Consider the following 24,916-nt stretch of genomic DNA (forward strand, 5'->3'; position numbering starts at 1 on the left):
ATGACCGAGGCGATCAGCGTCACCGGGCTCGAGAAGAGCTTCGGCCGCACCCGGGCCCTCGACGGGCTGGACCTGCACGTGCGGACCGGTGAGGTGCACGGCTTCCTGGGGCCCAACGGCGCCGGGAAGACCACGACGATCCGCATCCTGCTCGGGCTGATGCGCGCGGACGGCGGCAGTGCCCGGCTGCTCGGCGGCGACCCGTGGTCCGACGCGACCGCGCTGCACCGGCGGCTGGCGTACGTGCCCGGCGACGTGACGCTGTGGCCCAACCTCTCCGGCGGCGAGGTCATCGACCTGCTCGGCCGGCTCCGCGGCGGTGTGGACCACCGGCGCCGCGACGAGCTGCTGCAGCGCTTCGACCTGGACCCGCGCAAGAAGGGCCGCACCTACTCCAAGGGCAACCGGCAGAAGGTCGCCCTGGTCGCCGCGCTGGCCTCCGATGTGGAGCTGCTCATCCTCGACGAACCCACCTCCGGCCTCGACCCCCTCATGGAGGAGGTCTTCCGCGAGGTCGTGCGGGAGGAACAGCGACGCGGGGACCGGACGGTGCTGCTGTCCAGCCACATCCTCAGCGAGGTCGAGGCGCTCTGCGACCGGGTCACCATCATCCGGGAGGGGCGCGCCGTGGAGACCGGCACGCTGTCCGACCTGCGCCACCTCACGCGTACGACGATCCAGGCGGAGCTCACCGGCCCGGTCGACGGGCTGGCCACGCTGCCGGGCGTGCACGGCCTGCGGACACAGGACAGCAGGGTGACGTTCGACGTCGACACGGACGCGCTGGAGCCGGCGCTGCGCCGGCTCGTCGACGTGGGCGTCCGCAGCCTCACCAGCCAGCCCCCGACGCTGGAGGAGCTGTTCCTGCGCCAGTACCAGAAGGACCCGGTCCGATGACCGGCACAGGGCAGCTGATCCGCCTCATCCTGCGCCGCGACCGCCTCCTGCTCCCGCTCTGGGTCGTGGTGCTGGCCCTCGTGCCGGCCGGATACGCCGGCTCGTTCAACGGCCTGTTCCCCACCGAGGCCGACCGCCTCGAGTACGCCCACGTCAGCGCCGGCAACGCGGGCTTCGTCGCGCTCTACGGCCCGCTGCACGGCACCAGCCTCGGCGAGCTCGTCGCCTGGCGCGGCGGCTTCCTGCCGGTGATGATCGCCCTGTTCAGCCTGCTCACCGTCATCCGGCACACCCGCGCCGACGAGGAGGCCGGCCGTACCGAGCTGATCGGGGCGGGCGTGGTCGGGCGGCATGCGGGCCTGGCGGCGGCGCTCATCGTCACGTGGGGAGCCAACCTGCTGCTGGCACTGATCCTCAGCACGGCCATGCTCGCCGAAGGCCTGCCGGCGACCGGCTCGGTGCTGATGGCGGTCGAGTACGGCCTCGCCGGCTGCGTCTTCGCGGGAGTCGCCGCGGTCACCGCCCAGGTGGCCACCGGCGCCCGCAGTGCCCGGTCGCTCGCGGTCGTCGCGCTCGGCGTCGCGTACGTGCTGAGGCTCGCCGGCGACGTCAGCGGCATCGGCGGCGGCGGTGTCTCCTGGCTGTCCTGGCTGTCGCCGATCGGCTGGGTGCAGCACATGTTCCCGTACGGCGCCGACCGCTGGTGGCCCGGCGCGCTCGCGGTGGCGCTCACCGCCCTGCTCGCGGGCACCGCGGTGACGCTGGCGTCGCGGCGGGACGTCGGTGCCGGGCTGCTCGCCCCCCGCCCCGGCCCGGCGACCGCGGCGGCCGCCCTGCGTACCCCGGTGGCGCTCGCCTGGCGGCTGCACCGCGGCCTGCTGGCCGCCTGGACCGCCGGTTTCGTGGCGCTCGGCCTCGTGTTCGGCGGCGTCGCCCGCAGCGTGGTCGACCTGGTCGAGGACAACCCCGCCATGGCACGCATCTTCGAACGGATGGGCGGCACCTCCGGCGCGACCGACAGCTTCCTGGCCGGCATCACCGGCGTCATGGGCCTGATCGCCGCGGCCTACGCCGTCCAGGCCACGCTGCGCCTGCGGGACGAGGAAAGCACCGGTCACGCCGAAGCGGTGCTGGCCACGGCGGTCGGCAGGCTGCGCTGGCTCGGCAGCCACCTGCTGTTCTCCGTGGCCGGCCCGGCCCTGGCCCTCACCGCCGGCGGCGCGGTCTGCGGCCTGGTCACGGGCCTCACCCTGAACGACGTCGGCGGGCAGTTCCCGGCCGTACTCGGCGGCATGCTGGCCCAGCTCCCCGCGGTCTGGGTGCTGGCCGCGGTGACCGTCCTGCTGTTCGGTGCCGCGCCCAAGGCGGCCCCGGCAGCGTGGGGCGCGGTCGCGGCGTGCGTCCTGCTCCTGCTGTTGGGGTCGACCCTCGACCTGAGCCACTGGGTCATGGACGTCTCGCCGTTCACCCACATCCCGCACCTGCCCGGCGGCGAGGCGTCCGCCACGCCGCTCGTGGTGCTGACGGTGGTCGCGGTGGTCCTCGCCGCCGCCGGCCTGGCCGGCTTCCGGCGCCGCGACCTGCCCGCCGCCTGACCCCTAGATCGGGATCTCGACGGCGCGGACGTCGCCGTTGTCGGCGATCCGCCACAGGTCGCGTTCGTCGCCCAGGGAGATGCCGTCGACCGTGGCCGGGTCGACGACCAGGCTGGTGCCGTCGTCGAGCTGGAAGGCGACGCCGCGCACCCGTCCGTCGGCGAACTCGTCGTCCAGGTAGAGGGTGACCGTCTTGCACTCCAGGGCCCGGTGCACGCTCAGGTAGAGGCTGGTCAGGTCGACCAGGACCGCGCGCAGCTGGTCCTCCGCGTCGAGGTCCGGGTGGGCCCTGGGCTCGTCGGCGGGCCCGATGCGCAGCGACTGCCCGAGCTCGGGCACGGACAGGCTGACGTAGCCCTGCCCGGGCGCGCCGATGTACACCTGCTTGCCGTACAGGGTGATGCGTTCGGGGCTGCTGCTCAGGTCGCCGTACCCGGAGATGAGCACCTCCTCGAACCGGCGGCACCGGCGGAAGAGCCGGATCAGCTCATCCATGGGCCGACCGATCGGGCAGCAGCCGTTCTTCGTGGTCGAGTTCGCGTTCCAGCACCCGCATCCCCTCGTCCGAGAGCCGGCCGGCGTCGCGCCAGCGCAGCAGTTCCTCGCGCTGGGCATCGATGACCGAGCGGCGGACCCGCAGGGCGGCCTCGTACTGCGGGGAGACCGGGACCTCGTCCGAGTCCGCCCGCTCGAGGAGGTCCAGACGCCGCCGGTAGCGCTCCAGACGCAGTCCGAGCTGCTTGCGCATCGCCTCGATGGCCGGGTCCTCCACATGGTCGTGCCGCTGCAGCTGGATCTCCTCCAGCCGGTCGAGGGCGGCCTGCACCGACGCTGACCGAGCTTCGTTGCGCAGCCGCACCTTGTCCGCCTCGTTCGCCTTGAGGCCCAGCATTCGGACCAAAGGTGCGAACGTGATGCCCTGTCCCACCAGGGTAACCAGGACCACCACGAATGCGCAGAACAACAGCAGGTCCAGGTCGGGGAACGGCTGTCCGGCATGGGTCCGCGCGGGGATGGTGAAGACCGCGGCCAGCGTGATGACGCCCCGGGTGCCGGACCAGCTGAGCGCCACGATCTCCCGGCCGTCGAGGCGGCGCTCCCGCCCACCGGTGTCCTCGTCGGCCGAGGCGTCGCCGCCCAGGCGGGCGTGCATCGAGCGCGGCAGCAGCTGCGTCAGGACCAGGAACAGCGGCCTCAGCAGGAGCACCACGCCCACCGACACCGCCACCGCGATGATGATCGTCGAGGTGCTGTACTCGGACAGGCCGTCGATCACCCGGGGCAGCTGCTGGCCGATCAGCAGGAAGACGAGCCCCTCGAGGAGGAAGTCGACGAGCCGCCACACGGCCGTGACCTGCAGCCGGCTCGCCCCCGAGGCCAGCCGCGGCGCGTCGTGGCCCACGATGAGCCCCGCCACGACCACCGCGAGCACGCCGGACACGTGCACCCGCTCGGCGAGCAGGTACGCGACGAACGGCGTGGCCAGCGACACGGCGTTCGCGATCAGCGGGTCCTGCTGGATCGGCCGCGCGGCCCGGACCACGTACGCGACCACGATGCCCGCGATGACGCCCCCGCTGGCGGAGATGACGAACTCGCCCACCGCGGCCGAGAACGAGAACTTCTGTCCCACCGCCGCGGATACCGCCACGCTGAGCAGGGTCAGCGCGGTCGCGTCGTTGAGCAGCCCTTCGCCCTGCACCAGGGTCACGATGTTGCGCGGCAGGCCCACCTTCTTGCCGACCGCGAGGGCGGCCACCGGATCGGGCGGGGCCACGGCGGCGCCGAGCGCGACCCCGACGGCCAGCGTCGCGCCGGCCACGAACAGGTGGAACCCCACGCCGATCAGCAGCGCGGTGAGCAGCACCAGGACGACGGACAGGCTGATGACCGTGCGCAGGTTGCGCCGGATGTCGATCAATGAGGAGTCGAGGGCCGCGCTGTAGAGCAGCGGGGGCAGCAGCAGGGTCAGGATGAGCTCGGGTTCCAGCTCGACGTTCGGTCCGGGGAGGACGGCGTAGAGGACCCCGATGATGGTGAGGAGGGCGGCCGCGGGCAGCCCGGTGCGCTCGGCGACCCAGCGGATCGCGACGATCACCGCCACGCCCGCGAGGATGAATAGCAACGTCGTCTCGACACTCACCGCTACATTCTCCCGGACCACCCGTGATCACGCGATCATGAGCGCCAGGCGGCAGCCGCACGGCCGCGGGGGATGTACCGAGTTCAGTCGGTACATCCCCCGCGGCGTCTGCCCGGAACGGTCAGCCCGGCGGCCGGTAACGGCCTGGAGTGCTACGGCCTTCGGGCGTGAGGCGGTCAGCCCCGGTGTTGCGGTCGGGCCGGTGTGCGCCCGTACTCATGAATTCTTGAAACGGATCAGTAGCGGTAGTGGTCGGGCTTGTAGGGTCCCTCGACCGGGACGCCCAGGTACTCCGCCTGCTTCTTGGTCAGCTCGGTGAGCCGGACGCCGAGCGCGTCCAGGTGCAGTCGGGCGACCTTCTCGTCCAGGTGCTTCGGCAGCACGTAGACCTGGTTGTCGTATTCGCCGGGCTTGGTCCAGAGCTCGATCTGGGCCATCACCTGGTTGGTGAACGAGTTCGACATGACGAAGCTGGGGTGGCCGGTGGCGTTGCCCAGGTTCATGAGGCGACCCTCGGAGAGCACGATGACCGCGTGCCCGTCCGGGAAGCGCCACTCGTGCACCTGCGGCTTGACCTCGACCTTCTCGATGCCCGGCACCTTGGCGAGGCCGGCCATGTCGATCTCGTCGTCGAAGTGGCCGACGTTGCCGACGATCGCGTTGTGCTTCATGGCGGCCATGTGGTCGACCGTGATGATCTCGGTGCCGCCGGTCGTGGTGATGAAGATGTCGGCCTCGGAGACGACGTCCTCGATCCGGGCGACCTGCATTCCGTCCATGGCGGCCTGCAGCGCGCAGATCGGGTCGACCTCGGTCACCACGACGCGGGCGCCCTGGCCGCGCAGCGTCTCGGCCGAGCCCTTGCCGACGTCGCCGTAGCCGCAGACCACGGCCAGCTTGCCGCCGAGCATGACGTCGGTGGCGCGGTTGAGGCCGTCGACCAGCGAGTGGCGGATGCCGTACTTGTTGTCGAACTTGCTCTTGGTGACCGAGTCGTTGACGTTGATCGCCGGGAAGAGCAGGTCGCCGGTCTTGGCGAACTTGTAGAGCCGCGCCACGCCCGTGGTGGTCTCCTCGGTGACGCCCTTGATCTCCGCGGCGATCCTGGTGAAGCGCTGCGGGTCCGACGCCAGGCTGCGGCGCAGGGTGTCGAGGATGATCGTGTACTCGTGGGGGTCCTCGGCGGTGGTCGCGGGGACCGCGCCGGCCTTCTCGAACTCGACGCCCTTGTGCACGAGCAGGGTGGCGTCGCCGCCGTCGTCGAGGATCATGTTCGGGCCGAGGCCGTCACCGAAGTCGAACAGCTGCTCGGTGCACCACCAGTACTCCTCCAGCGTCTCGCCCTTCCAGGCGAAGACCGGGGTGCCGGCGGGGGCCTCGACCGTGCCCTCGGGGCCGACGACGATCGCCGCGGCGGCCTCGTCCTGGGTCGAGAAGATGTTGCAGGAGACCCAGCGGACCTGCGCACCGAGCGCGACGAGCGTCTCGATGAGCACCGCGGTCTGGATGGTCATGTGCAGCGAGCCGGCGATCCGCGCGCCGCGCAGCGGCTGCGCGTCCTTGTACTCCTCGCGGATCGACATCAGGCCGGGCATCTCGTGCTCGGCGAGGCGCATCTGGTGCCGGCCGAAGGCCGCCAGCGACAGGTCCGCCACCGCGAAGTCGATGCCGTTGAGCTGCTGAAGACGTGATGACATGGAGAAGGGCACCCCCCTCGTCAGGAGGCGCCCTTGCGACAGTGGCCCGCAGGCCGAGCGTGGCGGACCCGGAGATCCGTCGCAGCGCCTCTCGGCAAGGGGCAGCGCCTCGTCGGGCGCCCGACAAGAATAGCGCCGCCCTTCCAAGATCGCCGCATCGCTCAGCCGGCCAACCGCCGTTCGTGCTGCTCTAGCAGCGCCTTCTCGAACTGTGACACGTCCCACTGCTCGGCCAGAGCCTGCCGCATCAGCTCCGCCTGGGTCTGCGGGGCGAGGCCGCCGAGGGGCTGGTCACGGTCGAGGTTCGTGGGGAAGGCGTAGCCCTCGGCGCACGCTGCGACGACGTTGTCGGCGGTTCCCGGGAACGACCGCAACACCGGGTAGAGGGCGCGGCACATCGCCAGGCGGTCCACCGTCTCCATGGCGCGCCCGAACGCCGACGAGATCTGCAGCAGGTTCGCCATCCGACGAACGTTCGTCGTTCGGTTCGTGCCCGCGCCGTGGAACAGTGCCGGGTTGAAGAACGCGGCGTCCCCCTTCTCCAGCGGCAGTTGCACGTAGGCGCCCTCGAAGTACGCGGTGAACTCCGGCTCGTGGAAGGCCAGGTAGCCGGGCGCGTACTTCTGCGAGTGCGGCAGGTACAGCGTCGGACCGCTCTCGACCGGCATGTCGACGTGTGCGACCGCACCCTGCAACGTCAGCGCGGGGGTCAGCAGATGGGTGTGGGCGGGGTAGCGCTCCGCCTGCCCGCGGGACATGAAGCCGAGGTGGTAGTCACGGTGGGCGACCTGCGCGCGCCCGCCCGGGTTCACCACGTTCACCTGCGACGTGACCTGGTAGCCCGGGCCCAGCCAGGAGTCGCTGACCAGCGCCAGGACGTCGTTGTCGTAGTAGGCGGCGAAGGCCTGCGGATCGCGGACGGCGAACTTGTCCAGCGCTCCCCAGACCCGGTCGTTCTCTCCCGGCTTGGCGAAATGGTCGCCGCCGACGACCCCGGCGGCCTTCTGCTCCTCGATCATCGCGGCGAAGACGGCGGTCGCGCGGTCCACGACGCCGGTCGCGAACGCGCCCTTGATCACCACGATCCCGGGCCCGTCCCGCAGCGCCCGGGCCAGCTCGTCGCGGGCGGCTCGGCGCAGGGTCCGGTCGTAGATCAACACGTTTCGTTCCACGCCCGTGGCGTGCGGGTACTCGGCGGGGTCGGTGGTCTGCTCGACCAGGCGGCGGAAGTCGGCGATGGAGGTCTCCATGTCGTCAGGCTAGGGAGGGAAACAACATCAAAGTCCCTTGAAAAGACCTCAAAAACCCCTCATTGTGTACGCGTGAAGCACCCGTACCGCATCCGCGAGATCGCCGTCCAGTCCGGCCTCAGCGAGGCCACAGTGGACCGGGTGCTGCACCGGCGCGGAGGCGTGCGGGCGAGCACCGTCCGCGAGGTCGAGCAGGCGATCGCCGACCTCGACCGGCAGCAGTCCCAGCTGCGCATCGGCGGGCGTACGTTCATGGTCGACGTGATCGTGCAGGCCCCGTCGCGCTTCTCCGCCGGCGTTCGCGCCGCACTGGAGGCCGAGCTGCCCACCCTGCGTCCCGCGGTGATCCGCTCCCGCTTCCATTTCCTCGACAGCGCCGGCGTCCCTGAGCTGGTGGCGGTGCTCGACAAGGTCGGCCGCACCAAGTCGCACGGCGTGATCCTGAAGGCCCCGGACGTACCCGAGATCGTCTCCGCCGTCGCCCGCCTGGCCCGGCAGGGAATCCCGGTGGTGACGCTCGTGACGGACCTGCCGACCAGCGCGCGGGCGGCGTACGTCGGCATCGACAACCGCGCGGCCGGCGCCACCGCCGCCTACCTGGTGCAGGAGTGGCTCGCCGAGCGCGCCGGCGACGTCCTCGTCGTCCGGGGGCACGGCTCGTTCCGCGGCGAGGACGAACGCGAGATGGGCTTCCGGGCCGAGATGCGCACCCGCGCGCCCAGCCGCCGCCTGATCGAGGTCGTCGACGAGGAGGACCGCGCCGACGCCGTCCACATCGGAACCCGCGAGATGCTCGCCGCCAACCCGGCCGTCCGTGCCGTCTACTCCCTGTACGCCGGCGCCGGCGGCAACGCGGCCGTGGTCGACGCCTTCGCCCGCGAACACCGTCGCTACGACGTCTTCATCGCCCACGACCTCGACGGGGAGAACACCGTTCTGCTGCGCGAACGCCGTTTGTCGGCGGTGCTCCACCACGACCTCAGGCAGGACCTGCGCCGCGCCTGCCACGTCGTCATGCAGGCCCAGGGTGCGCTGCCCGGCCCGGTGCGGTCGAACCCGTCGGCGATCCAGGTGATCACCCCGCACAACACCCCGCCGGCGAATTTCTGAGATTTCTCGGCGAAGCTGTCCGGATCAGCGCGGGCCGTTCGTCACGGGGTTGAATCATCACCGAGAAGGGATTCCGAGATGAAGTACATGATGTTCGTCTGCACCGACACCGAGCCGGAGACCGACGACGCGCTCATCCCCGACATCCACCAGTGGGTGGCCGAGAACGACGCTTCCGGCCGCCGGGTGCACGGCAACGAGCTCGTTCCGCCGTCGTCGGCGACCACCGTCCGCGTCCGCGGCGGCGAGCTGCTGCTGTCGGACGGCCCGTTCGCGGAGACCAAGGAGGTGATCGTGGGCTTCGACATTCTCGAGTGCGCCGACCTCGACGAGGCCATCGAGGTGGCCCGCGCCCACCCCATGGCGTGGGTCGGCCGGATCGAGCTGCGGCCGTACGTCGGCTGATGACCGACGTCGCCGCCGCGGTCGTCGCCGCCGGTACGGAGTCCCGGGCCCGGATCGTCGCAGGACTGATCCGGGTCACCGGGGACTGGCAGCTGGCCGAGGACTGCGCCCAGGAGGCACTCGCGCTGGCCCTGGAGAAGTGGCCGGGCGCGGGCGTACCGGACAATCCCGGCGGCTGGCTGGCGACGGTCGCGCGCAACCGTGCGATCGACGTGCTGCGGCGTGCGACCGTCGAACGCCGGAAGCTGGCGGAGCTGGCGCTGCTCACCTCCGGGGCGGAGCCGGCGCCCGCCTCCGACGACCGGCTCCGGCTCATCTTCACGTGCTGCCATCCCGCGCTCGCGCTCGAAGCCAGGGTCGCGTTGACGTTGCGTACCGTCGCGGGGGTGCCGACCGCCGACATCGCTCGGGCGTTCCTCGTCACCGAGTCGACGATGACGCGGCGGCTCACCCGGGCCAAGACCAAGATCGCCGAGGCTCGCATCCCGTACCGGGTGCCGTCCGGTCCGGCGCTGACCGAGCGGCTTCCCGGCGTGCTCGGCGTGCTGTACCTGCTCTTCACCCGCGGCTACGACGCCGACGGCGAGCCTGCGTTCGCGGCCGAGGCGATCCGGCTCGCCCGGCTGCTCGCCCAGCTCATGCCGGACCAGCCGGAGGTACGCGGGCTGCTGGCGCTGTTCCTGCTGCAGCACTCGCGCCGCGACGCCCGTCGCGACGCGGACGGCAACCTGCTCACCCTGGACCGGCAGGACCGCACCCGCTGGGACCACGAGGCGATCGCCGAGGCGCGGTCCCTCCTCCCGGCGCCCGCCGGCCCATACGCGGTGCAGGCGCACATCGCCGCCTGCCACACCGCCGACGTCACCGACTGGCCACGTATCGCCGCCCTCTACGACCGGCTTGTCGCGCTCGTGCCGTCGCCGGTCGTGCGCCTCAACCGGGCGGTGGCGCACGGCTACGCGCACGGCCCGGCGGCGGGGCTGGCGCTGCTCGCGGAAGCCCGCGCGGCCGGCGGGCTGGACGAATACCCGCTCGCCATCGCCGCGGAAGCCGACCTGACAGCGCGCGCCGGTGATCGCGACCGAGCGGTGGCGCTGTTCGAGCAGGCCGCTGCGGCGGCCGCCTCCGCTGCGGAACGGCGGGCGCTGCTCGCTCGCGCCGAAGAACTCACCGGCGAACAGGAGACCTGATGGAACCGAACGTCGAACTGAACGCGGACTACAGCGAACCGGGCGCCTCGGCGGTGCCCTGGGCCGACGTCCTCGCGGTGCTGACCGCGTCGGAGATGTTCTGGCTCTCGACGGTACGGCGTACGGGCCGCCCTCACGTCACCCCGCTGCCCGCGATCTGGCACGAGGACGTCCTGCACTTCTGCACCGGCGACCAGGAGCAGAAGTCGGCGAACCTGCTGGCGAACCCGGCCTGTGTGCTGACCACCGGTACCAACCGGCTGCACGTGGGGCTGGACGTGATCGTCGAAGGCACCGCCGTACGCGTCACCGACCGCGACCGGCTCGTGCGGCTCGCCGGCCTGTGGAAGTCGAAGCTCGACTGGGACTTCGAGGTGGGCGACGACGTGTTCCACGACGCCGACGGGCGTACGGCCTGGGTGTTCGGGGTGGCACCGGACAAGGTGCTGTCGTTCGGCAAGAACCCGTACACCCAGACCCGCTACCTGTTCAGCTGACGAGGATCTCCCGCAGGCGTTCGGCGCTGCGCCGCACGTCGGCCACCGGGCCCTCGCCGTCCGGTTCGCCGGCCAGGATCGTGTCCTGTTCGAGCACCCACCAGCCGTCGTAGCCATAGCGGCCCAGCGCCGCCGCGACCCGGGCGAAGTCCACGTCGCCGTCGCCGATCGGCCGGTACATCCCGGCCGCCACCGCCTCGGTGTACGTGCGCTGCCCACCGCGGACCTGCGCCGCCATGCCGGCGTCGACGTCCTTGGCGTGCACGTGGGCGATGCGGTCCCCGGCCTGCTCGGCCAGCTCCACCGGATCGGTGCCGCCGATGAGCAGGTGCCCGGTGTCCAGGCAGAGCGCGATCTCCGAACCGTCCAGCACCCGGCGAACGTCGTTCGTCGTCTCGACCATCGTGCCGACGTGGGGGTGCAGCACCGCCGTCAGCCCTCGGTCGCGTGCCGCGGCGGCCAGGCGGTCCAGGTTCGCCAGCATCCGCTTCCAGCTCGTTTCGTCGAGCTCGGGGCGGGCGTCGTATCCGTCCAGTCCTGTCGCCGCGGCCAGCACCACCGTGTCCGCGCCCGCGGCGACGAAACGGTCCAGGTCCACTGCGGGGTCACCCTCGTGCTTTCCCTCGTGCGTTCCGTCGCGTGTTTTCTCGTGCGTTCCCTCGTGCAGGACTACGGGCACGAAGCCGCCGACCGCGGCCAGCCCCAGTTGCCGCAGGATCGCGTCGGAGGGCAGGAACCCGTCAGGGCCGAACTCCGTCGCCACCAACCCGATCTCGCGCATCTCCCGCAGCACGCGTTCGGCGGGCAGTTGGTAGCCCCAGCCGGGAACCTCGCACACACCCCACGAGATGGGCGCTCCGGCGATCTTCATGCCGCACTCCTCACTTCGGTCATCCGTACGGGCCGGTGCTCGCGCAGCGATGTCGTGCACGCCTCGGCGATCCACTGCGCCTCGACGGCGTCCGCGACGGTGCAGGGGCTTTCCCGCGTACCGGCCACGACTTCGGTGAAGGCGGTCAGCTCCCGGCGGTACGCCGTGGCGAACCGGCCCATGAAGAACGAGTGCGGCGGTCCGGCCGGGAACGTGACACCCGGCTCCACCGAACGCAGCGGCAGTCGATCGTCCAGCCCGGCGACGACGGTGTCCGCGGTGCCGTGCAGCTCCAGGCGAACGTCGTACCCCCGGCCGTTGTAGCGGCTGTTCGACACGACGCACAGCGTTCCGTCGTCGAGGGTGAGGATTGCGGCGGTGGTGGAGGCATCGCCCGTGTCGGCGAAGACCGGGTCGCCGAGGGCGCTGCCGGTCGCGTACACCTCGACGACCTCGTGGCCGGTCACGAACCGGATGATGTCGAAGTCGTGCACACTGCAGTCCCGGAAGATGCCACCGGAGGCGGCGAGATAGGCGGCCGGCGGCGGCGCCGGATCCAGCGTGGTCGACCGTACGGTATGCAGCCGCCCCAGAACGTTGCCGCGCACCGCCTCCCGGGCCGCGACGAAGCCCGGATCGAACCGGCGGTTGTAGCCGATCTGCACGGTACGCCCGGCGCAGTGCCGCAGCACCTCCTCCGCCTCGGCGGCGCCCCGCGCGACCGGCTTCTCGCAGAAGACCGGCAGCCCCGCCTCCACCGCGGCAAGGATCAGCTGCGGGTGAGCGTCGGTGGCCGCGGCGATGACGACGCCGTCGAGATCGCGGCGCAACAGGTCGGCCGGGTCGTTCGCGGCGCCGGCGCCGTACTTCGTGGCGACCCGCTCGGTCGCGGCCGAGACGGCATCCGTCACGACCAGGTCGATTCCCGGCAACGAGGTGAGGGTCTCGGCGTGGAAGGTGCCGATCCGGCCCAGCCCGATCAATCCGATGCGCATCAGTCCATCCCGCCGATCACTTGCTGGTCCCAGTCGATGACAGAGCCGGTGACCACGCCGCTGCGCGCCGACAGCAGGAAGACCGCGAAGTCCGCGATCTCGTCCACGCGGGCGAGCCGGCCCATCGGCAACCGCTTCGCCGCCTGCTCACGCCAGTCGTCGCCGGCGTCGTGATACGCCCGCTGCACGACGTCCTCGCCCTCGGTGTCCGTCCACCCGATGTCGAGGCCGTTGATTCGGATGCGGTCGAAGCGGTGCGCGTACGCGGCGTTGCGCGTCAGCCCCGCCAGCCCGGACTTCGCCGCGACGTAAGGCGCCAGATACGGCTGTCCGCCGAGCTCCGACACCGAGATGATGTTGAGGATGGTGCCCGGCTCCGCGCGGCGCAGCATGTCCCGCACCGCGGCCTGCATGAGGAAGAAAGGTGCGCGGAGGTTCACGGCCATGTGCCGGTCGAACAGCTCCACGGTGGTGTCGAGCAGGGAGCCGCGCGCGGTCAGGCCGGCGGCGTTGACCAGGCAGTCGATGCGCCCGTACCGGTCGACGACCGCGGCGGCCGACGCTCGGGCACTTTCCACATCGGAGAGATCGGTGAGGACGTAGGTCGCGCCGATCTCTGCGGCGAGTCGCTCACCCACGTCCCGGCGGCGGCCGGTCACCACGACACAAGCACCTTCCCGTACGGCGGCGCGCGCGATGCCGGCGCCCACACCCTGCGTGCCGCCGCTGACCAGCGTCACCCGGCCGTCGAGGAGGCTCATGTCTGTAGAGGATGGATGCGTTAACGAGATCGTAACAAGGCAGTGGATCCATCAAAAACACCTCAGGCTGAGGGTTTGTCCGGTCTCTCCCCTTAGGGGAAGCCCCGGCTGCCCCGATCGGCCGAAAGTCAGAGGCGCTCGCGCGCAGTTCCGGCCAGGAGCCGATGCGCGAACCAGGACCGCGGGGCCAAGCTCTACTGCCGTAGAGCCTTCAGGCGAAGGCGGCGACCTGGAAGGACAAAGATGACGATCGACGACGAGAACCGGCCCGCACGACAGCGGATCACGCTGACCGGCATCAGCTCCCGCGCCTGGGAGCACCCCGCCGACCGCGGCGCCCTGACCGCACTCCGGGAGCTCCGCGGCTTCGACGACGTCGTCCGCGCGTTCTTCGGAATGTGGAACGAGCGAGGGTTCCGGCTGGCGTACCTGGCCGGTTCCATCCGGGTCGACCACCGCCAGTACCCTCGCGTCTACCAGCGCTTCATCGAGGCCGCCACCACCCTCGACGTCGCGGAGCTGCCCGAGCTGTACGTGACGCAGGCCCCGATGATCCACGGCGAGGCGATCGGCATGGACAAGCCGTTCATCGTCATCACCACCGCGGCCGTGGAGAAGCTCGACGACGACGAGCTGCGCGCCCTCATCGGCCACGAGATCGGCCACGTCCGCAGCGGCCACGCGGTCTACAAGACGATCATGATGATCTTGACCAAGTGGGCCACCAACGTCAGCTGGATCCCGATCGGCGCCATCGCCCTGCGAGCCATCATCGCCGCCATGTACGAATGGTGGCGCAAGGCGGAGCTCTCCGCCGACCGCGCGGGCCTGCTCGCGGGCCAGGACCCGGCTGCCTCCACCCGCCTGCTGATGAAGCTCGCCGGCGGCGGCGACCTGACCCAGATCGACACGGCCGCCTTCCTCGAGCAGGCCGCCGAGTACCAGGGCGGCGGCGACCTCCGCGACAGCATCCACAAGATCGGCATGACGGCCTGGAGCAGCCACCCGGTCCCGGTCGCCCGCGCCGCCGAGCTCCGCCGCTGGGTCGACTCCGGCGAGTACGGCCGCATCCTGACCGGCGAATACGATCGCCGGGACTCCGACGGGAACGCCTCGGTCACCGCCGACGTGAAGGCCGCGGCATCGCACTACCGCGAGACGTTCCAGAACTCCCAGGACCCCCTGGTGACGCTGGCCCGCCGGGTCACGGGCGGCGCCGCGGACCTGGGCGACTGGGCCGGCACGCAGGCGGGCCGAGCCCGCAACTGGGCGAGCACGGCGGCTGGAGCGGCCACCCGTGCCGCCCGCCGGACCAGTCAGCCGGCGGACGGCACGGACGGCGGCCCGAACGAGGGAACGAACGACGGAACGAACGACGGCCCGAACGGCGGGACTTCTACTCCCTGATCCGTACCCGGAGGACCTCTAGCCGGACTCGGAAACGTACGCGAACCCGAGTCCGGGTCTGAGCCCGAGTCCGGGTCTGAGCCCGAGTCCGGGTCTGAGCCCGAGTCCCGGCCTGAGCCCGAACCCGGGCCTGAGCCCCGCACCCGGGTCGGGAACAGATTCCGGCCCTCGACCCGAACGCGGACCGATTCCGGTCCGGTGTTCAACGTTCGACCCCTGGACCGATCGCCGCTCGTCGCCTCGACCCCCGTTCAAGGCGACGAGCGGCGATCCATGAGCCTTCCGGTGCGCCGCCCCGAAACCCGTTCCGGAAGACTGACGTGGTGCTCGAGGTTGTCGTCGGTCTTGCGGCCGGCATGGTCATCGCGCTGCTGACGACCCCCGTGGGCGTGTCCGGTGCGGTGTTCCTGCTGCCCGTACAGTTGAGCGTCCTGGCCGTGCCCAACCCGGCCGTCACCCCGACGAACCTGCTTTTCAACGTCGTCTCCGGCCCTGGTGCCCTGCTCCGGTACGGCCGCCGCGGCGCTCTCGCCGGCCCCCTGACCCGAATCATGCTGTGGGGCACCCTGCCCGGCGTGGTTGTCGGCGCACTCATCCGGGTCTACGCCGTCCCCGGCCCCCGCGCCTTCCGGCTCATCGTGGCGGCGTTCCTGTTTCCGCTGGGGATCTGGCTCTGGGTGCGTACGTTCAGAACCGGCGCAGCGGCCCGCACCGCGCCGGGCCCGCGCGCCATCACCCTGCTGTCGCTGGCGGTCGGGGTGGTCGGCGGCATCTACGGGATCGGCGGCGGCTCCATCCTCGGCCCGATCCTCGTCGGCCGCGGCATGCCGGTTGCGGTGGTGGGACCGGCCGCCCTCGCCTCGACCTTCGTGACCTCGATCGTGGGCGCCGGCACGTACGCGCTGCTCGCCCTCACCACCGAAGGGGCCGTCGCCCCGCACTGGCTGATCGGCCTGTCGTGCGGTGCCGGCGGGCTGATCGGCGGCTACCTGGGCGCCCGGCTGCAACCGCGCCTGCCGGAGAAGGGGCTGCGTCTGCTGCTCGGCGCGCTGGCTACGGCCGTCGGCGTCCTGTACCTCGCTCAGAGTCTGGCCTGAATGTTCGTACTATGGGCGACGTGCAGACCCGTGCTGGAACGCCCCGACCGATCACGCGCTACGGAAATCCCGTACTCCACCGTCGCTGCGCCGACGTCACCGTCTTCGACGACGAGCTCGAGCAGCTGATCGCGGACATGTTCGCGAGCATGGCGGCGGCGGAAGGCGTCGGCCTGGCGGCGAACCAGATCGGCGTCGACGCCCGCGTGTTCGTGGTCGACTGCCCGGACGAGACCGGCACCAACGTGGTCGCCCATGTGGTGAACCCGGTTCTGCACCTGCCGGCGGATCGCGGCCTGGACGTCGACAGCGAAGGCTGCCTCTCCGTCCCCGGCGTCCGCGCCGACGTGGGCCGCCCGGCCACCGCCTACGTCACGGGCGTCGACATGCACGGCGAACCCATCAGGATCTACGGTACGGGTCTGCTGGCCCGCTGCCTGCAACACGAGACGGATCACCTGGACGGCCTGCTGTACGTCGACCGGCTACCGGCGAAGAGGCGGAAGAAGATGCTCGCCGAAAGCGCGGAAGCCCCGGGCGTGGGCGTCTCCGAGTAGACCGGCGGCCGCCTGGCTTGCACCCTCACGCGCTCAGGCTTGCCCTTCCCGCCGTACCTGCCTTCTTCCGCACCTCGGCCGACCGGGTTGCCGGAGCTATCGCAGTGGCCGACTCCGGCACCGGATCCGCCGAGGTCGCCCTGCTGACCGGCGGGTTCGCATGCCGTTTCGGCCGGTCACTCATGATCGTCGGTACGGATGGACAACAACCGCCACGGTCGATACTCTTTCCATCGACGCCGTTGCGAGTTCTTCCCCCGTGGAATTCGCAGCGGCGCTCTTATTTCCCGCGATCAGCCGAGGCGGATCGGCAGCCTCGTGTAACCGCGGATGGCCAAGCTGTCCCTGCGTTCCGGCGTACCCGCGAAGTCGAGTTTCGGGAAGCGGCCGACGAGCGCCGGAAGGGCGATCTGCGCTTCGAGACGGGCGAGCGGCGCACCGAGGCAGTAGTGGATGCCGCCGCCGAACGACAGGGGCCCGTTGTCCGCGCGGGCGAGGTCCAGCCGGTCCGGTTCCGGGAAGCGTTCCGGGTCACGGTTTCCGGCACCCAGGTACGCGACGACGCGTTCGCCTCCCGACACGGGTACACCCGCCACCTCGATGTCGTCCCAGGTGACCCGCGACAGCAGTTGCACCGGCGTGTCGTACCGCAGAAGCTCTTCCACCGCGCCCGGCGCGAGGCCCGGATCGTCGCGCAGCAGGGCGAGCTGCTCGGGGTTGTGCAGCAGCGCGACCACGCTGTTGGCGAGCAGGTTCGTCGTCGTCTCGAAGCCGGCGGCGAACAGCAGCGCGGCCATCGTCAGCAACTCGTCCTCGGTGAGCTTCTCACCCTCTTCCTCGGCGGCGACGAGGGCGCTGATCAGGTCGTCGGCGGGCTGCTTGCGCCGCTCGGCGGCGAGCCCCGCCAGGTAGTCCCGGATCGTCGTCGCGGCCGGGTCGGCGGTCTTCAGCACGTCGGGGGTGATGACATCGAGAACCTGCGTCCAGTCCCGCACGAGGCCTTGGAACTGGGCGCGATCCGGCTCGGGAACGCCCAGCAGCTCGCCGATGACGTTGACCGGGAGCGGAAAGGCGAAAGCCTCGACGAAGTCCGCCTCACCCGTCATGCGGTCGAGCAGCTGGCCGACCATCTCGACGATCCGCGGTCGCAGGGCCTGTACGCGCCGGGCGGTGAACGACGAGCTCACCAGGCGCCGCAGCCGCGTGTGGTCCGGCGGGTTGCTGACGAGCATGCTGGTGAACAGCTGCCGCAGCGCGGGGTGGTCCTGCCAGCCGGGGCTCACGAAGTCGAACATGTGCGGCGGCATGTGCCCGAGGCGCGCATCGCGGGTGACCGCCACGCAGTCGGCATACCGGGTCACCACGAGGGCGCCGTCGTCGGCACGCACGATCGGTGAAATCTCGCGAAGCCGGTGGTAACGGGGGTACGGGTCCTCACGCCCGACCGTCCGGGTCAGCTCGTCGAGCAGCGCCGACACCTCTGGACTCTCCACGATGGCCGTCATGGTGCCGAGCCTACCGGCGGGTTCAGTGACAGTCGTCCATGGTTTGCGCTCGGCCCTCCACGGCGAACCGATTCGGCGAACGACGTTCGAGCGTTCATGGTCTGCCGCGGCCCGCACGGCGAGCCGATTCGGTGAACGGTGTTCGGGTCGGGTGGCTGCCCGCGCGGACCACATTCGTCACCGGCTGTCCGGACGCCCGGTGAACTCCGTGGGTAGCTCACCTTGCTCGCTGCCTGGAACCGCGTTCGCTGCTCGGTGTGCGGGGGTGGCGACGGCCCAGCCAGTCGATCCCGGATGGCTCGCGCTGCTGGCGGTCTGAAGCCGCCTCGGGTCGCCAGGTCCCGCCGCTGCCGTTCTCGGGGTGTGCGACCCGGACACTTGCGGTGGCGACACAGGCAACCGAACCTCGAACCTGCATCCGACGGCCGTGTTGTTCACGTGCACGCGTCCGCCGTGTGCCTCCACCAGACCTCGGACGATGGCCAGTCCGAGTCCACCGCCGAATGCGTCCTCTTGCGGCTGCGGGGTTCGCGCGCTCTCGCCCCTGAACGCCACATCGAACACACGGGGAAGGTCCGCCTCGGGTATGCCTCCGCAGGTGTCAGACACCGCCACCCATATCTCCCCCTGCTCGGCGCCGGCGTCAATGTGCACCGAGCCGTGAGGCGGTGTGTACCGCACGCTGTTGACGAGGAGGTTCGCGATCACCCGGGTGAGCTCCGGCTCGCCGGCCGTGATGACGGGCCAGTCGCCTTCACGAGCGATCATGCGGACACCGCGGCGTTCCGCGAGCGGGGCAGTGGTCGCGATGGCGTCGGACACGACGTCGCCGAGAGGCACGTTGGAAAAGGCCAGCTGCAGCGTGCCGGCATTGATCCGGGACAGCTCGAACAAGTCGTCCACGAGATGACTCATGCGATCTGTCTCGACCCGGATGCGCCGGTGATAGTCCGCCACGGTCTCCTGGTCACTCACCACGTTGTCTTCCAACGCCTCGGCCATCGCCCGCAGCCCCGCGAGAGGGGTGCGAAGGTCGTGGGACACCCAGGCGACGAGTTCCCGGCGGCTGGCCTCCACCTGACGCTCCCGTTCTCGAGCCTGCACGGACCAGACGGAGGCGGCAGCAAGGCGGCGACCGAACGTCGTGCCGACCGCAAGGCTCACCGTCGCCGAGGCCAACACGGTGATGAGCACGACTTGAAGGTCGTGCGCTGACAAAAACATGGCGTGCGCGACCGCAGCAACACCCGCGACGACGGAGGCGACGGTGATCGTCAGCATGACGCAGATGTGCATGATGATCGACCGGTGGCGCAGGACCCGCAGGGAGATTTCGCCGATAAGCCCCACCACTGCGCCGGCAATCAACGCATACAGGCCGATCAGCATGAGGTCACGCATTGCTGCCACCCACCCGCTCGAATCGATAACCTGCGCCGTAAGAAGTGATGATCCGCTTCGGAGAATCGCCGGTAGGTTGGATCTTGGAGCGCAGGCGAGCCATGGCGGTGGTCACCGTGCCCGTCTCGCCCACCGACCAGCCCCACACCTTCTCGAGGAGTTGCTGGTGCGTCCAGGTCCGACCGGCGTTGTTCATGAGGAAGACGAGGAGGTCGAACTCGCCCTTCGTCAGCCTGACCGGCGCGCCGGCCATCGTCACCAGCCGCCGGGACGTGTCGACCACCAGATCACCGTCGGAGAGGACGGGGTGCGGCTTCTCGGTCACCTGGCCGGCCCGACGCAGGATCGAGCGGATCCGCAGGGTCAGCTCCCGCGGCGAGAACGGCTTGGTCACGTAGTCGTCGGCACCCACCTCGAGCCCTAGCACACGATCGGGTTCCTCTCCCAACGCCGTCAGCATCACCACGGGTAGATCGGGCGCGGTGCGGCGCAGGCGGCGGCACACCTCGATGCCGTCTATGCCCGGCATCATCAAGTCCAGCACGACGAGGTCCGGCATCTCGGCGAGCGCAGCGGCCAGAGCGGTTTCACCGTCGGCCACGAGCCGGACGCGGCAGCCGTCCTGCTCGAGGTAACGCCGGACCACGTCGCTGACGGTGGGATCGTCATCGACGACGAGTACGTGGTGGGTCACGACCCCGACGCTACCCATCGGAGGGGCCCGGAGGCAGCGTCCGAGTTCTTACCGTCTTCTGACGGTTGCTGCGTCGCCATCGCTGTTGCCGGTCGCCGGATCTCCGAAGTGCCAGGAATGCGAGGGTAGGTGCCCAGATGGCGATCAGGACGGCCCCCAGCCCTCTGCCGTACGGCAGAGGCAACGCCGAGGGATTGTCCGGATCTCGCCCGTGCCCGAGGACGAGCGGCAGAGCCACGAGCGTGACGGCGAGACTCACTATCAACGCCGCACGAACGAGCGGGTGCGAACGGGTCAACAGCGCACCAGCTCCTAGGACCAGCGGCATGAAAACTGCGTCGTGGAGTCCCAGCACCGCACCGAGGAACAGCACGACGCCACCGACTTTGAGATCCGGATCGGCGATCGCCCCACTGATCGCGTACGCGATGACAAGCGCGCCCGTCCCGATCAATAGGCGTCTAGCACCGCCGGCCCTTCGGCGCTCGTCTCGCTGGTTCGTCACGCTTAGCTCCCGTTGCGGATGGATATCCGGCTGATCCACTTGGTCTGAAGGACGCCGGGTCGATTCGGGGCGATGAGGCGTGCGGGATAGCCGTGGTCGAGATGCAGCACGGCACCGTTGAGCTCGAGGGCGATGAGCGTCAGAGCATCCGCGAGATGTGACGATGGCACGTGCGACCTGCGGTAGCGACCTCGTTGCTCGAGCGACTCGATCTCCGCGGACGCGGCCTGCGGGTGCGCGCCGACAAGGTCGGCCAGGTCCCGCAGGCGCACGCCGGTCCAGGTCCCGTTCGCGCTCCACCCCTCGACGCACGCGATGGGCAGGATCACGGTGTGTTGCGGCAAGGCTCTCAGGTCAGTGACGGAGAGCCTGACCTCGCGTTCCGGTCCTGCCACCACTAATCGATATGAGGGGTCGAGAGCCTGACCGGCAACCGCGGCGCCGGCTGCTGTCTTGTTGACGGGCAGCCGCTGCGGGCCGACGGTGGGACGCCGCGGAGCAAGCACGGACACTCGGGCCAACGGGCTCACGGTCTGGCCGACCGTCGCCACCGTGATCACCGCGCCCGCAGAGGCCACCGTTGCCAGGAAGCCACGACGGCTGAGGCCGCCCTTGTCTGCGATGGCGTCCGAGCGGGCGAGCGCATCGCGCACTAGTGGCAGCTTCACGCCGATATGCGTCAGCAGCGCACCGACCGTCAACCATGCCACCCAGTAATGCCCAGTGGTGAAGAAGTAGGGCAATGCGCCGTACCAGCGAGAGATGTTGAGTACGCCGCCCACGACCTGGAACAACGCCGCGGCCACGAGCACCGCGATGCTTGCTCGTTCGATCGCGTGGCCGATAGAACGCAGCGGAGGCCACTGGAACAGCCGTGGGTAGACCGACCACAGCTTCGCGCCGAGCAACGGGACGAACGCCAGGCCGGTCACCACGTGAAGTCCCTGGGTCAGACGGTAGAGGCCCGCCGGGCGCGATGGCCAGGAGAACCACCCGGGCGGGTGTTGAATGAGATGACTGATCACGCCGGTGAAGAAGCAGATCATGAACGCGACGCCGAGAGCTATGCCCAGCTGACTCGTCAAACGCGTCGACCGGAGTTCGGAGTCGAAGACCTGTGGCCTGACCAGCCCGGGAAGCTTCAGTGCTTTGCCAAGGATGCGAACCATCGCCCCGCCTCCTGCCACGTGTCCACGGGGCGTAGCGCCGCAGGCGCGGCGAAGGTCGCGAGGTCGTCCGCCGCCACCTCCGCCCACCGGAAGGGTGCGGCAGGACGGTCGCTAGCGCCTCGTATGGTCGCCCGCCCGGCCCAGCTCCGCATGCCTGGAGGTGACAGCTCGACATGCACCCGTCCTGCGGCATCTGTCAGGTCATGGCATCTCCGGAGAAGAGCACGAGGGTCGCCGCCGATACCGATGTTGCCGTCGGCGAGCAGGACGTCGTGCCACCTGCCCTGACCGGGCAAGGGCTGGAAGACGTCACGGCGCAGCACGAGCGCTCCGCGGCTGCGGGCGATGTGCACCGCCGCGCTGCTCACGTCGACGCCCAGAACAAGACAGCCGCGGCCTTGCAGCGCGACTGTCAGGCGGCCGGGGCCGCAGCCGACGTCGAGCGTCGGGCCGGAACATCGGTCGAGCAAGCCCTGATCGCCGGGCAAGTGTTCGTGGTACCAATCCGCCGCGTCGATCATGCGTTCCGCGCCGAAGACGTCTCGGAGAATCAGCTCGGCGCCACGTTGCTCCGCTGCCGCTCGGAGGGCTTCGTCATAGTGGCTCAACACCTCGGCGCTCACGGTGCGATCCCTTCGACGACGCTCTTGAACCGACCGCCCACTGAACACAGTCGGGCCACGGCTCGAGCGTCGACGGACGTGTCGACATCGCGCAGCACCGGTAACAGGGCGACTCGGAGACCACGCCCTCGTAGTGCGGCCAGGGTCCGGTGTCCGGTCTGGTGGGTCGAGGTGGCGATAGAACGAAGCACCATGGCGTTGCTCGCGTCGCGCAGGCCCAGAGCCCACCATCCGCCGTCCTCGGCCAGGCCGAGCGTGGCGTCTGCGTCGGCGAGGTCGGCGGCTCGCGTCAAGAGATCCGTGGTCAGCTGAGGCGTGTCCATGCCGATCAGCACGGTCGGCGGCCCCGCCGTGTCGATGAAGGCATTGCCCAGACGAGCCTGCAACGAACTGCCTCGCTGCGGCACCCGTCTCCATCCCGATGGGCCTGGATAGTCGCCGTCGACCACCAGGGTCCGCACGACCGCGGGCGTCGCAGAAACCGTGTCAATAGTGTCGGCGAGGGCTGCGGCGGCGACCTCGGCGGCCTGCTCATGAGTCCATGGCGGGCACAGCCGGGTCTTGACCCGTCCGGGAACGGGAGTCTTGGTGAGGACCAGGAACTGCGTCATCGTGCCAGCACCGCCCTCATGTCCCGGATGGCGCGCGCAGTCCCTAGAACAGTGCCCGTGACCTTCGACTTGGTGCCCTGAGCCCGTGGGTGATAGGACACGTTCAGCTCAGTGACCTGCCAACCCGCTCGGCCGGCGGCCACCAGAAGCTCCAGGGGATATCCGAAGCGGCGGTCGCGCAGGTCGAGGGCCAGAAGTTCGGATCTCCGCGCGGCACGGACCGGACCGATGTCATACACGGCAAGGCCTGTCATCCGGCGCACCCGACGGGCCAGAATGGCGTTCCCGATACGCGCGTGTGCGGGCCAGGAGGTCCACCGCGTCGGTCGCCGCCGGCCTACGACGAGATCAGCGGCACCTTCTCGAACCGGACCGACGAAACGAGTCAGCTCGCAAGGATCGAAGGAACCATCGGCGTCCATCACGCAGACCACGTCGTCATCGGGGTCCGCTGCGATCAGCCCTGCGTGTACGGCAGCACCGTAGCCGGGCTGGGACACGGAGACGACGCGGGCGCCGTGCGCACGAGCGATGTCGGCGGACCCGTCGGTAGAGCCGTTGTCGGCGACGATCGCGCGGAAACCCGCCGGCATCCGGGCCAGCACCCAGGGCAGCGCGGCAGCCTCATTCAAGCACGGCAACACGACATCAGTCATGAACGGAAGCTATCGCTGGTTAGGCCGGGAAAACCTTACAAAGTTCTGACGGATCTGGACTTCTTACCAACCTCTTACGGATCGGTAGAACACTTCCGTGATGTCCCTCGCCCGGCATACGGTCGGCCTCGTGAATCATGTGCTCGTGACCGGCGGTGCCGGCTTCATCGGAAACCACGTTACGAGAGCCCTTGTGGAGGAGGGATATCGCGTGTCCGTCCTGGACAGTGGTCTTTCCGCCACGCATCGAGATTCGATTCCCGCCGTGGTTGCGGATGCTCCGGTCACGGTGGCGGACGTGCGTGACGGAGAGGCGGTCGCTCGGGCGCTGCGAGGCGTGGACGTCGTCGTGCATCAGGCCGCGATGGTGGGTATGGGTATCGACCTCGCGGATCTTCCGCAGTATGTCGGCAACAACGACTTGGGAACAGCTGTGCTGTTGGCGGAGATGGCACGGGCGGGCGTGACGCGCCTGGTCCTCGCCAGCTCTATGGTGGTGTACGGCGAGGGAGTCTACGAATGCTCCGACCACGGTGTGCAGCGACCCGGACCGCGGCTCGAGTCTGATCTTATGGCCGGTGAATTTGAACCGGCGTGTGCGGTATGCGGGCGGGACCTGGTGTCGATTCCGGTCGCGGAGGATGAGCCGCTTGAGCCACGCAGTGTTTATGCCGCCACGAAACTCGCGCAGGAGCACCTGGCTGCCGCTTGGGCGCGGCAAATGAGCGGGTCAGTGGTGGCCCTGCGCTACCACAATGTCTACGGGCCGGGAATGCCTCGGGACACGCCCTACAGCGGCGTGGCAGCGATCTTCCGGTCAGCGCTGGAGAAAGGAAGGCCGCCGCGCGTTTTCGAAGACGGCCGCCAACGTCGGGACTTCGTGCACGTCGCAGATGTGGCGCGGGCGAATGTTGCCGCATTGAAGGTCGAGATCCAGGGAATGGCCGCATACAACATTGCCTCTGGTCGACCCTGCACGGTGCGGGAGATGGCGACGGCGCTGTCGGACGTGATGGGCGGACCGCCGCCGATCGTCACCGGTGAGTTCCGGCTCGGCGACGTCCGGCATGTCGTGGCGTCTCCGGTGAAAGCCGCGCGAGAACTGGGTTTCCGTGCCGAAATCGACATCGCAAGCGGCATGGCGGAGTTCGCGCGCGCCGGGTTGCGTCAGTGATCATCCAGCCGCAGCCGCAGCCGCAGCCGCAGCCGCAGCCGCAGCCGCAGCCGCAGCCGCAGCCGCAGCCGCAGCCGCAGCCGCAGCCGCAGCCGCAGCCGCAGCC

The 24,916-nt window shown here is 70.0% G+C and carries 24 protein-coding genes and 1 pseudogene; 10 read left to right on the top strand and 15 right to left on the bottom strand.

Going from position 1 to position 24,916, the window contains the following annotated elements; genetic code table 11:
* A complete protein-coding gene (locus AB0J80_RS34610; protein WP_364713576.1) occupies window positions 1-897 on the top strand; it encodes an ABC transporter ATP-binding protein in 897 nt (298 codons plus the stop codon).
* A complete protein-coding gene (locus tag AB0J80_RS34615; RefSeq protein ID WP_364713577.1) occupies window positions 894-2,492 on the top strand; it encodes an ABC transporter permease in 1,599 nt (532 codons plus the stop codon). The genes AB0J80_RS34610 and AB0J80_RS34615 overlap by 4 nt, the downstream gene beginning before the upstream one ends.
* A gap of 3 nt (window positions 2,493-2,495) precedes the next feature.
* Here the strand turns inward: AB0J80_RS34615 and AB0J80_RS34620 are convergent, their stop codons facing one another.
* The 4 genes from AB0J80_RS34620 to AB0J80_RS34635 all read right to left on the bottom strand — a co-directional run bounded on the left by AB0J80_RS34620 (window position 2,496) and on the right by AB0J80_RS34635 (window position 7,582).
* Window positions 2,496-2,987 (bottom strand): hypothetical protein, encoded by a 492-nt coding sequence (locus AB0J80_RS34620; protein WP_364713579.1) that lies wholly within the window; start codon window positions 2,985-2,987, stop codon window positions 2,496-2,498.
* Window positions 2,980-4,635, bottom strand: coding sequence for a Na+/H+ antiporter (locus AB0J80_RS34625; protein ID WP_364713581.1), 1,656 nt, complete (start codon window positions 4,633-4,635; stop codon window positions 2,980-2,982). Before AB0J80_RS34625 ends, AB0J80_RS34620 begins: the two co-directional genes overlap by 8 nt.
* 236 nt (window positions 4,636-4,871) lie before the next feature.
* The gene (gene ahcY / locus AB0J80_RS34630) at window positions 4,872-6,332 is read right to left on the bottom strand and encodes an adenosylhomocysteinase (RefSeq protein ID WP_364713583.1); all 1,461 of its coding nucleotides are present in this window, start codon (window positions 6,330-6,332) and stop codon (window positions 4,872-4,874) included.
* Window positions 6,333-6,493: 161 nt separating this feature from the next.
* Window positions 6,494-7,582 (bottom strand): phytanoyl-CoA dioxygenase family protein, encoded by a 1,089-nt coding sequence (locus tag AB0J80_RS34635; RefSeq protein WP_364713585.1) that lies wholly within the window; start codon window positions 7,580-7,582, stop codon window positions 6,494-6,496.
* Window positions 7,583-7,654: 72 nt separating this feature from the next.
* Here AB0J80_RS34635 and AB0J80_RS34640 point away from each other — a divergent pair, with 72 nt between their 5' ends.
* The 4 genes from AB0J80_RS34640 to AB0J80_RS34655 all read left to right on the top strand — a co-directional run bounded on the left by AB0J80_RS34640 (window position 7,655) and on the right by AB0J80_RS34655 (window position 10,784).
* Window positions 7,655-8,692 (top strand): LacI family DNA-binding transcriptional regulator, encoded by a 1,038-nt coding sequence (locus AB0J80_RS34640; protein WP_364713586.1) that lies wholly within the window; start codon window positions 7,655-7,657, stop codon window positions 8,690-8,692.
* A gap of 78 nt (window positions 8,693-8,770) precedes the next feature.
* Window positions 8,771-9,097: a YciI family protein gene (locus tag AB0J80_RS34645; RefSeq protein WP_364713588.1), complete on the top strand. Its 327-nt coding sequence runs from the start codon at window positions 8,771-8,773 to the stop codon at window positions 9,095-9,097.
* Complete coding sequence (locus tag AB0J80_RS34650; protein WP_364713589.1) at window positions 9,097-10,287, top strand: DUF6596 domain-containing protein; 1,191 nt, start codon at window positions 9,097-9,099, stop codon at window positions 10,285-10,287. Before AB0J80_RS34645 ends, AB0J80_RS34650 begins: the two co-directional genes overlap by 1 nt.
* Window positions 10,287-10,784, top strand: coding sequence for a pyridoxamine 5'-phosphate oxidase family protein (locus AB0J80_RS34655; protein ID WP_364713590.1), 498 nt, complete (start codon window positions 10,287-10,289; stop codon window positions 10,782-10,784). Before AB0J80_RS34650 ends, AB0J80_RS34655 begins: the two co-directional genes overlap by 1 nt.
* Here AB0J80_RS34655 and AB0J80_RS34660 read toward each other — a convergent pair.
* The 3 genes from AB0J80_RS34660 to AB0J80_RS34670 are packed head-to-tail and all read right to left on the bottom strand — an operon-like array spanning window position 10,777 to window position 13,411.
* Window positions 10,777-11,655: a TIM barrel protein gene (locus AB0J80_RS34660; protein ID WP_364713592.1), complete on the bottom strand. Its 879-nt coding sequence runs from the start codon at window positions 11,653-11,655 to the stop codon at window positions 10,777-10,779. The two genes, AB0J80_RS34655 and AB0J80_RS34660, sit on opposite strands and share 8 nt — an antisense overlap.
* On the bottom strand, window positions 11,652-12,650 hold the full coding sequence (locus AB0J80_RS34665) for a Gfo/Idh/MocA family oxidoreductase (RefSeq protein ID WP_364713593.1): 999 nt from the start codon (window positions 12,648-12,650) through the stop codon (window positions 11,652-11,654). Before AB0J80_RS34665 ends, AB0J80_RS34660 begins: the two co-directional genes overlap by 4 nt.
* Window positions 12,650-13,411: an SDR family oxidoreductase gene (locus tag AB0J80_RS34670; RefSeq protein WP_364713594.1), complete on the bottom strand. Its 762-nt coding sequence runs from the start codon at window positions 13,409-13,411 to the stop codon at window positions 12,650-12,652. Before AB0J80_RS34670 ends, AB0J80_RS34665 begins: the two co-directional genes overlap by 1 nt.
* A gap of 243 nt (window positions 13,412-13,654) precedes the next feature.
* Between AB0J80_RS34670 and AB0J80_RS34675 the strand changes: the two genes are divergently transcribed.
* From AB0J80_RS34675 to def, 3 genes are all read left to right on the top strand, one after another.
* Window positions 13,655-14,818, top strand: a complete 1,164-nt coding sequence (locus AB0J80_RS34675) for a M48 family metallopeptidase (protein WP_364713596.1) — start codon at window positions 13,655-13,657, stop codon at window positions 14,816-14,818.
* Window positions 14,819-15,138: 320 nt separating this feature from the next.
* Window positions 15,139-15,915, top strand: coding sequence for a sulfite exporter TauE/SafE family protein (locus AB0J80_RS34680; protein WP_364713598.1), 777 nt, complete (start codon window positions 15,139-15,141; stop codon window positions 15,913-15,915).
* A 20-nt stretch (window positions 15,916-15,935) separates the two neighbouring features.
* A complete protein-coding gene (gene def / locus AB0J80_RS34685; RefSeq protein ID WP_364713600.1) occupies window positions 15,936-16,472 on the top strand; it encodes a peptide deformylase in 537 nt (178 codons plus the stop codon).
* A 293-nt stretch (window positions 16,473-16,765) separates the two neighbouring features.
* Here the strand turns inward: def and AB0J80_RS34690 are convergent, their stop codons facing one another.
* From AB0J80_RS34690 to AB0J80_RS34725, 8 genes and pseudogenes are all read right to left on the bottom strand, one after another.
* Window positions 16,766-17,977 carry a cytochrome P450 gene (locus tag AB0J80_RS34690; protein WP_364713602.1) on the bottom strand — a complete coding sequence of 404 codons (1,212 nt, stop codon included), beginning with the start codon at window positions 17,975-17,977 and terminating at the stop codon, window positions 16,766-16,768.
* 390 nt (window positions 17,978-18,367) lie between these two features.
* A pseudogene (locus AB0J80_RS34695) lies at window positions 18,368-19,378 on the bottom strand (HAMP domain-containing sensor histidine kinase); the annotation flags it as partial.
* The gene (locus tag AB0J80_RS34700; protein ID WP_364713604.1) at window positions 19,371-20,072 is read right to left on the bottom strand and encodes a response regulator transcription factor; all 702 of its coding nucleotides are present in this window, start codon (window positions 20,070-20,072) and stop codon (window positions 19,371-19,373) included. The pseudogene AB0J80_RS34695 and the gene AB0J80_RS34700, both read right to left, overlap by 8 nt.
* Window positions 20,073-20,082: 10 nt before the next feature.
* Complete coding sequence (locus AB0J80_RS34705; protein WP_364713606.1) at window positions 20,083-20,577, bottom strand: hypothetical protein; 495 nt, start codon at window positions 20,575-20,577, stop codon at window positions 20,083-20,085.
* Window positions 20,578-20,579: 2 nt separating this feature from the next.
* Window positions 20,580-21,746, bottom strand: coding sequence for a molybdopterin-dependent oxidoreductase (locus tag AB0J80_RS34710; protein WP_364713607.1), 1,167 nt, complete (start codon window positions 21,744-21,746; stop codon window positions 20,580-20,582).
* Window positions 21,719-22,369 (bottom strand): class I SAM-dependent methyltransferase, encoded by a 651-nt coding sequence (locus AB0J80_RS34715; RefSeq protein WP_364713609.1) that lies wholly within the window; start codon window positions 22,367-22,369, stop codon window positions 21,719-21,721. Before AB0J80_RS34715 ends, AB0J80_RS34710 begins: the two co-directional genes overlap by 28 nt.
* Window positions 22,366-22,980 (bottom strand): DUF2064 domain-containing protein, encoded by a 615-nt coding sequence (locus AB0J80_RS34720; protein ID WP_364713610.1) that lies wholly within the window; start codon window positions 22,978-22,980, stop codon window positions 22,366-22,368. Before AB0J80_RS34720 ends, AB0J80_RS34715 begins: the two co-directional genes overlap by 4 nt.
* Window positions 22,977-23,636 carry a glycosyltransferase family 2 protein gene (locus AB0J80_RS34725; protein WP_364713612.1) on the bottom strand — a complete coding sequence of 220 codons (660 nt, stop codon included), beginning with the start codon at window positions 23,634-23,636 and terminating at the stop codon, window positions 22,977-22,979. The genes AB0J80_RS34720 and AB0J80_RS34725 overlap by 4 nt, the downstream gene beginning before the upstream one ends.
* Window positions 23,637-23,766: 130 nt before the next feature.
* Between AB0J80_RS34725 and AB0J80_RS34730 the strand changes: the two genes are divergently transcribed.
* Window positions 23,767-24,810, top strand: a complete 1,044-nt coding sequence (locus AB0J80_RS34730) for an NAD-dependent epimerase/dehydratase family protein (protein ID WP_364713613.1) — start codon at window positions 23,767-23,769, stop codon at window positions 24,808-24,810.
* The last annotated feature ends 106 nt before the right edge of the window (window positions 24,811-24,916 follow it).

It is taken from the genome of Actinoplanes sp. NPDC049548 (genome assembly GCF_040676695.1).
In the GTDB taxonomy this organism is placed as follows: domain Bacteria; phylum Actinomycetota; class Actinomycetes; order Mycobacteriales; family Micromonosporaceae; genus Actinoplanes.

Excerpts from the sequence above, each read along its gene's own strand:
- AB0J80_RS34645 (WP_364713588.1), top strand. The coding sequence starts at position 8,771 with ATGAAGTACATGATGTTCGTCTGCACCGACACCGAGCCGGAGACCGAC.
- AB0J80_RS34610 (WP_364713576.1), top strand. The coding sequence starts at position 1 with ATGACCGAGGCGATCAGCGTCACCGGGCTCGAGAAGAGCTTCGGCCGC.
- AB0J80_RS34655 (WP_364713590.1), top strand. The coding sequence starts at position 10,287 with ATGGAACCGAACGTCGAACTGAACGCGGACTACAGCGAACCGGGCGCC.
- AB0J80_RS34710 (WP_364713607.1), bottom strand. The coding sequence starts at position 21,746 with ATGGTTCGCATCCTTGGCAAAGCACTGAAGCTTCCCGGGCTGGTCAGG.
- AB0J80_RS34660 (WP_364713592.1), bottom strand. The coding sequence starts at position 11,655 with ATGAAGATCGCCGGAGCGCCCATCTCGTGGGGTGTGTGCGAGGTTCCC.
- ahcY (WP_364713583.1), bottom strand. The coding sequence starts at position 6,332 with ATGTCATCACGTCTTCAGCAGCTCAACGGCATCGACTTCGCGGTGGCG.
- AB0J80_RS34725 (WP_364713612.1), bottom strand. The coding sequence starts at position 23,636 with ATGACTGATGTCGTGTTGCCGTGCTTGAATGAGGCTGCCGCGCTGCCC.
- AB0J80_RS34690 (WP_364713602.1), bottom strand. The coding sequence starts at position 17,977 with ATGACGGCCATCGTGGAGAGTCCAGAGGTGTCGGCGCTGCTCGACGAG.
- AB0J80_RS34665 (WP_364713593.1), bottom strand. The coding sequence starts at position 12,650 with ATGCGCATCGGATTGATCGGGCTGGGCCGGATCGGCACCTTCCACGCC.
- AB0J80_RS34720 (WP_364713610.1), bottom strand. The coding sequence starts at position 22,980 with ATGACGCAGTTCCTGGTCCTCACCAAGACTCCCGTTCCCGGACGGGTC.
- AB0J80_RS34650 (WP_364713589.1), top strand. The coding sequence starts at position 9,097 with ATGACCGACGTCGCCGCCGCGGTCGTCGCCGCCGGTACGGAGTCCCGG.
- AB0J80_RS34620 (WP_364713579.1), bottom strand. The coding sequence starts at position 2,987 with ATGGATGAGCTGATCCGGCTCTTCCGCCGGTGCCGCCGGTTCGAGGAG.
- AB0J80_RS34615 (WP_364713577.1), top strand. The coding sequence starts at position 894 with ATGACCGGCACAGGGCAGCTGATCCGCCTCATCCTGCGCCGCGACCGC.
- AB0J80_RS34635 (WP_364713585.1), bottom strand. The coding sequence starts at position 7,582 with ATGGAGACCTCCATCGCCGACTTCCGCCGCCTGGTCGAGCAGACCACC.
- AB0J80_RS34675 (WP_364713596.1), top strand. The coding sequence starts at position 13,655 with ATGACGATCGACGACGAGAACCGGCCCGCACGACAGCGGATCACGCTG.
- AB0J80_RS34670 (WP_364713594.1), bottom strand. The coding sequence starts at position 13,411 with ATGAGCCTCCTCGACGGCCGGGTGACGCTGGTCAGCGGCGGCACGCAG.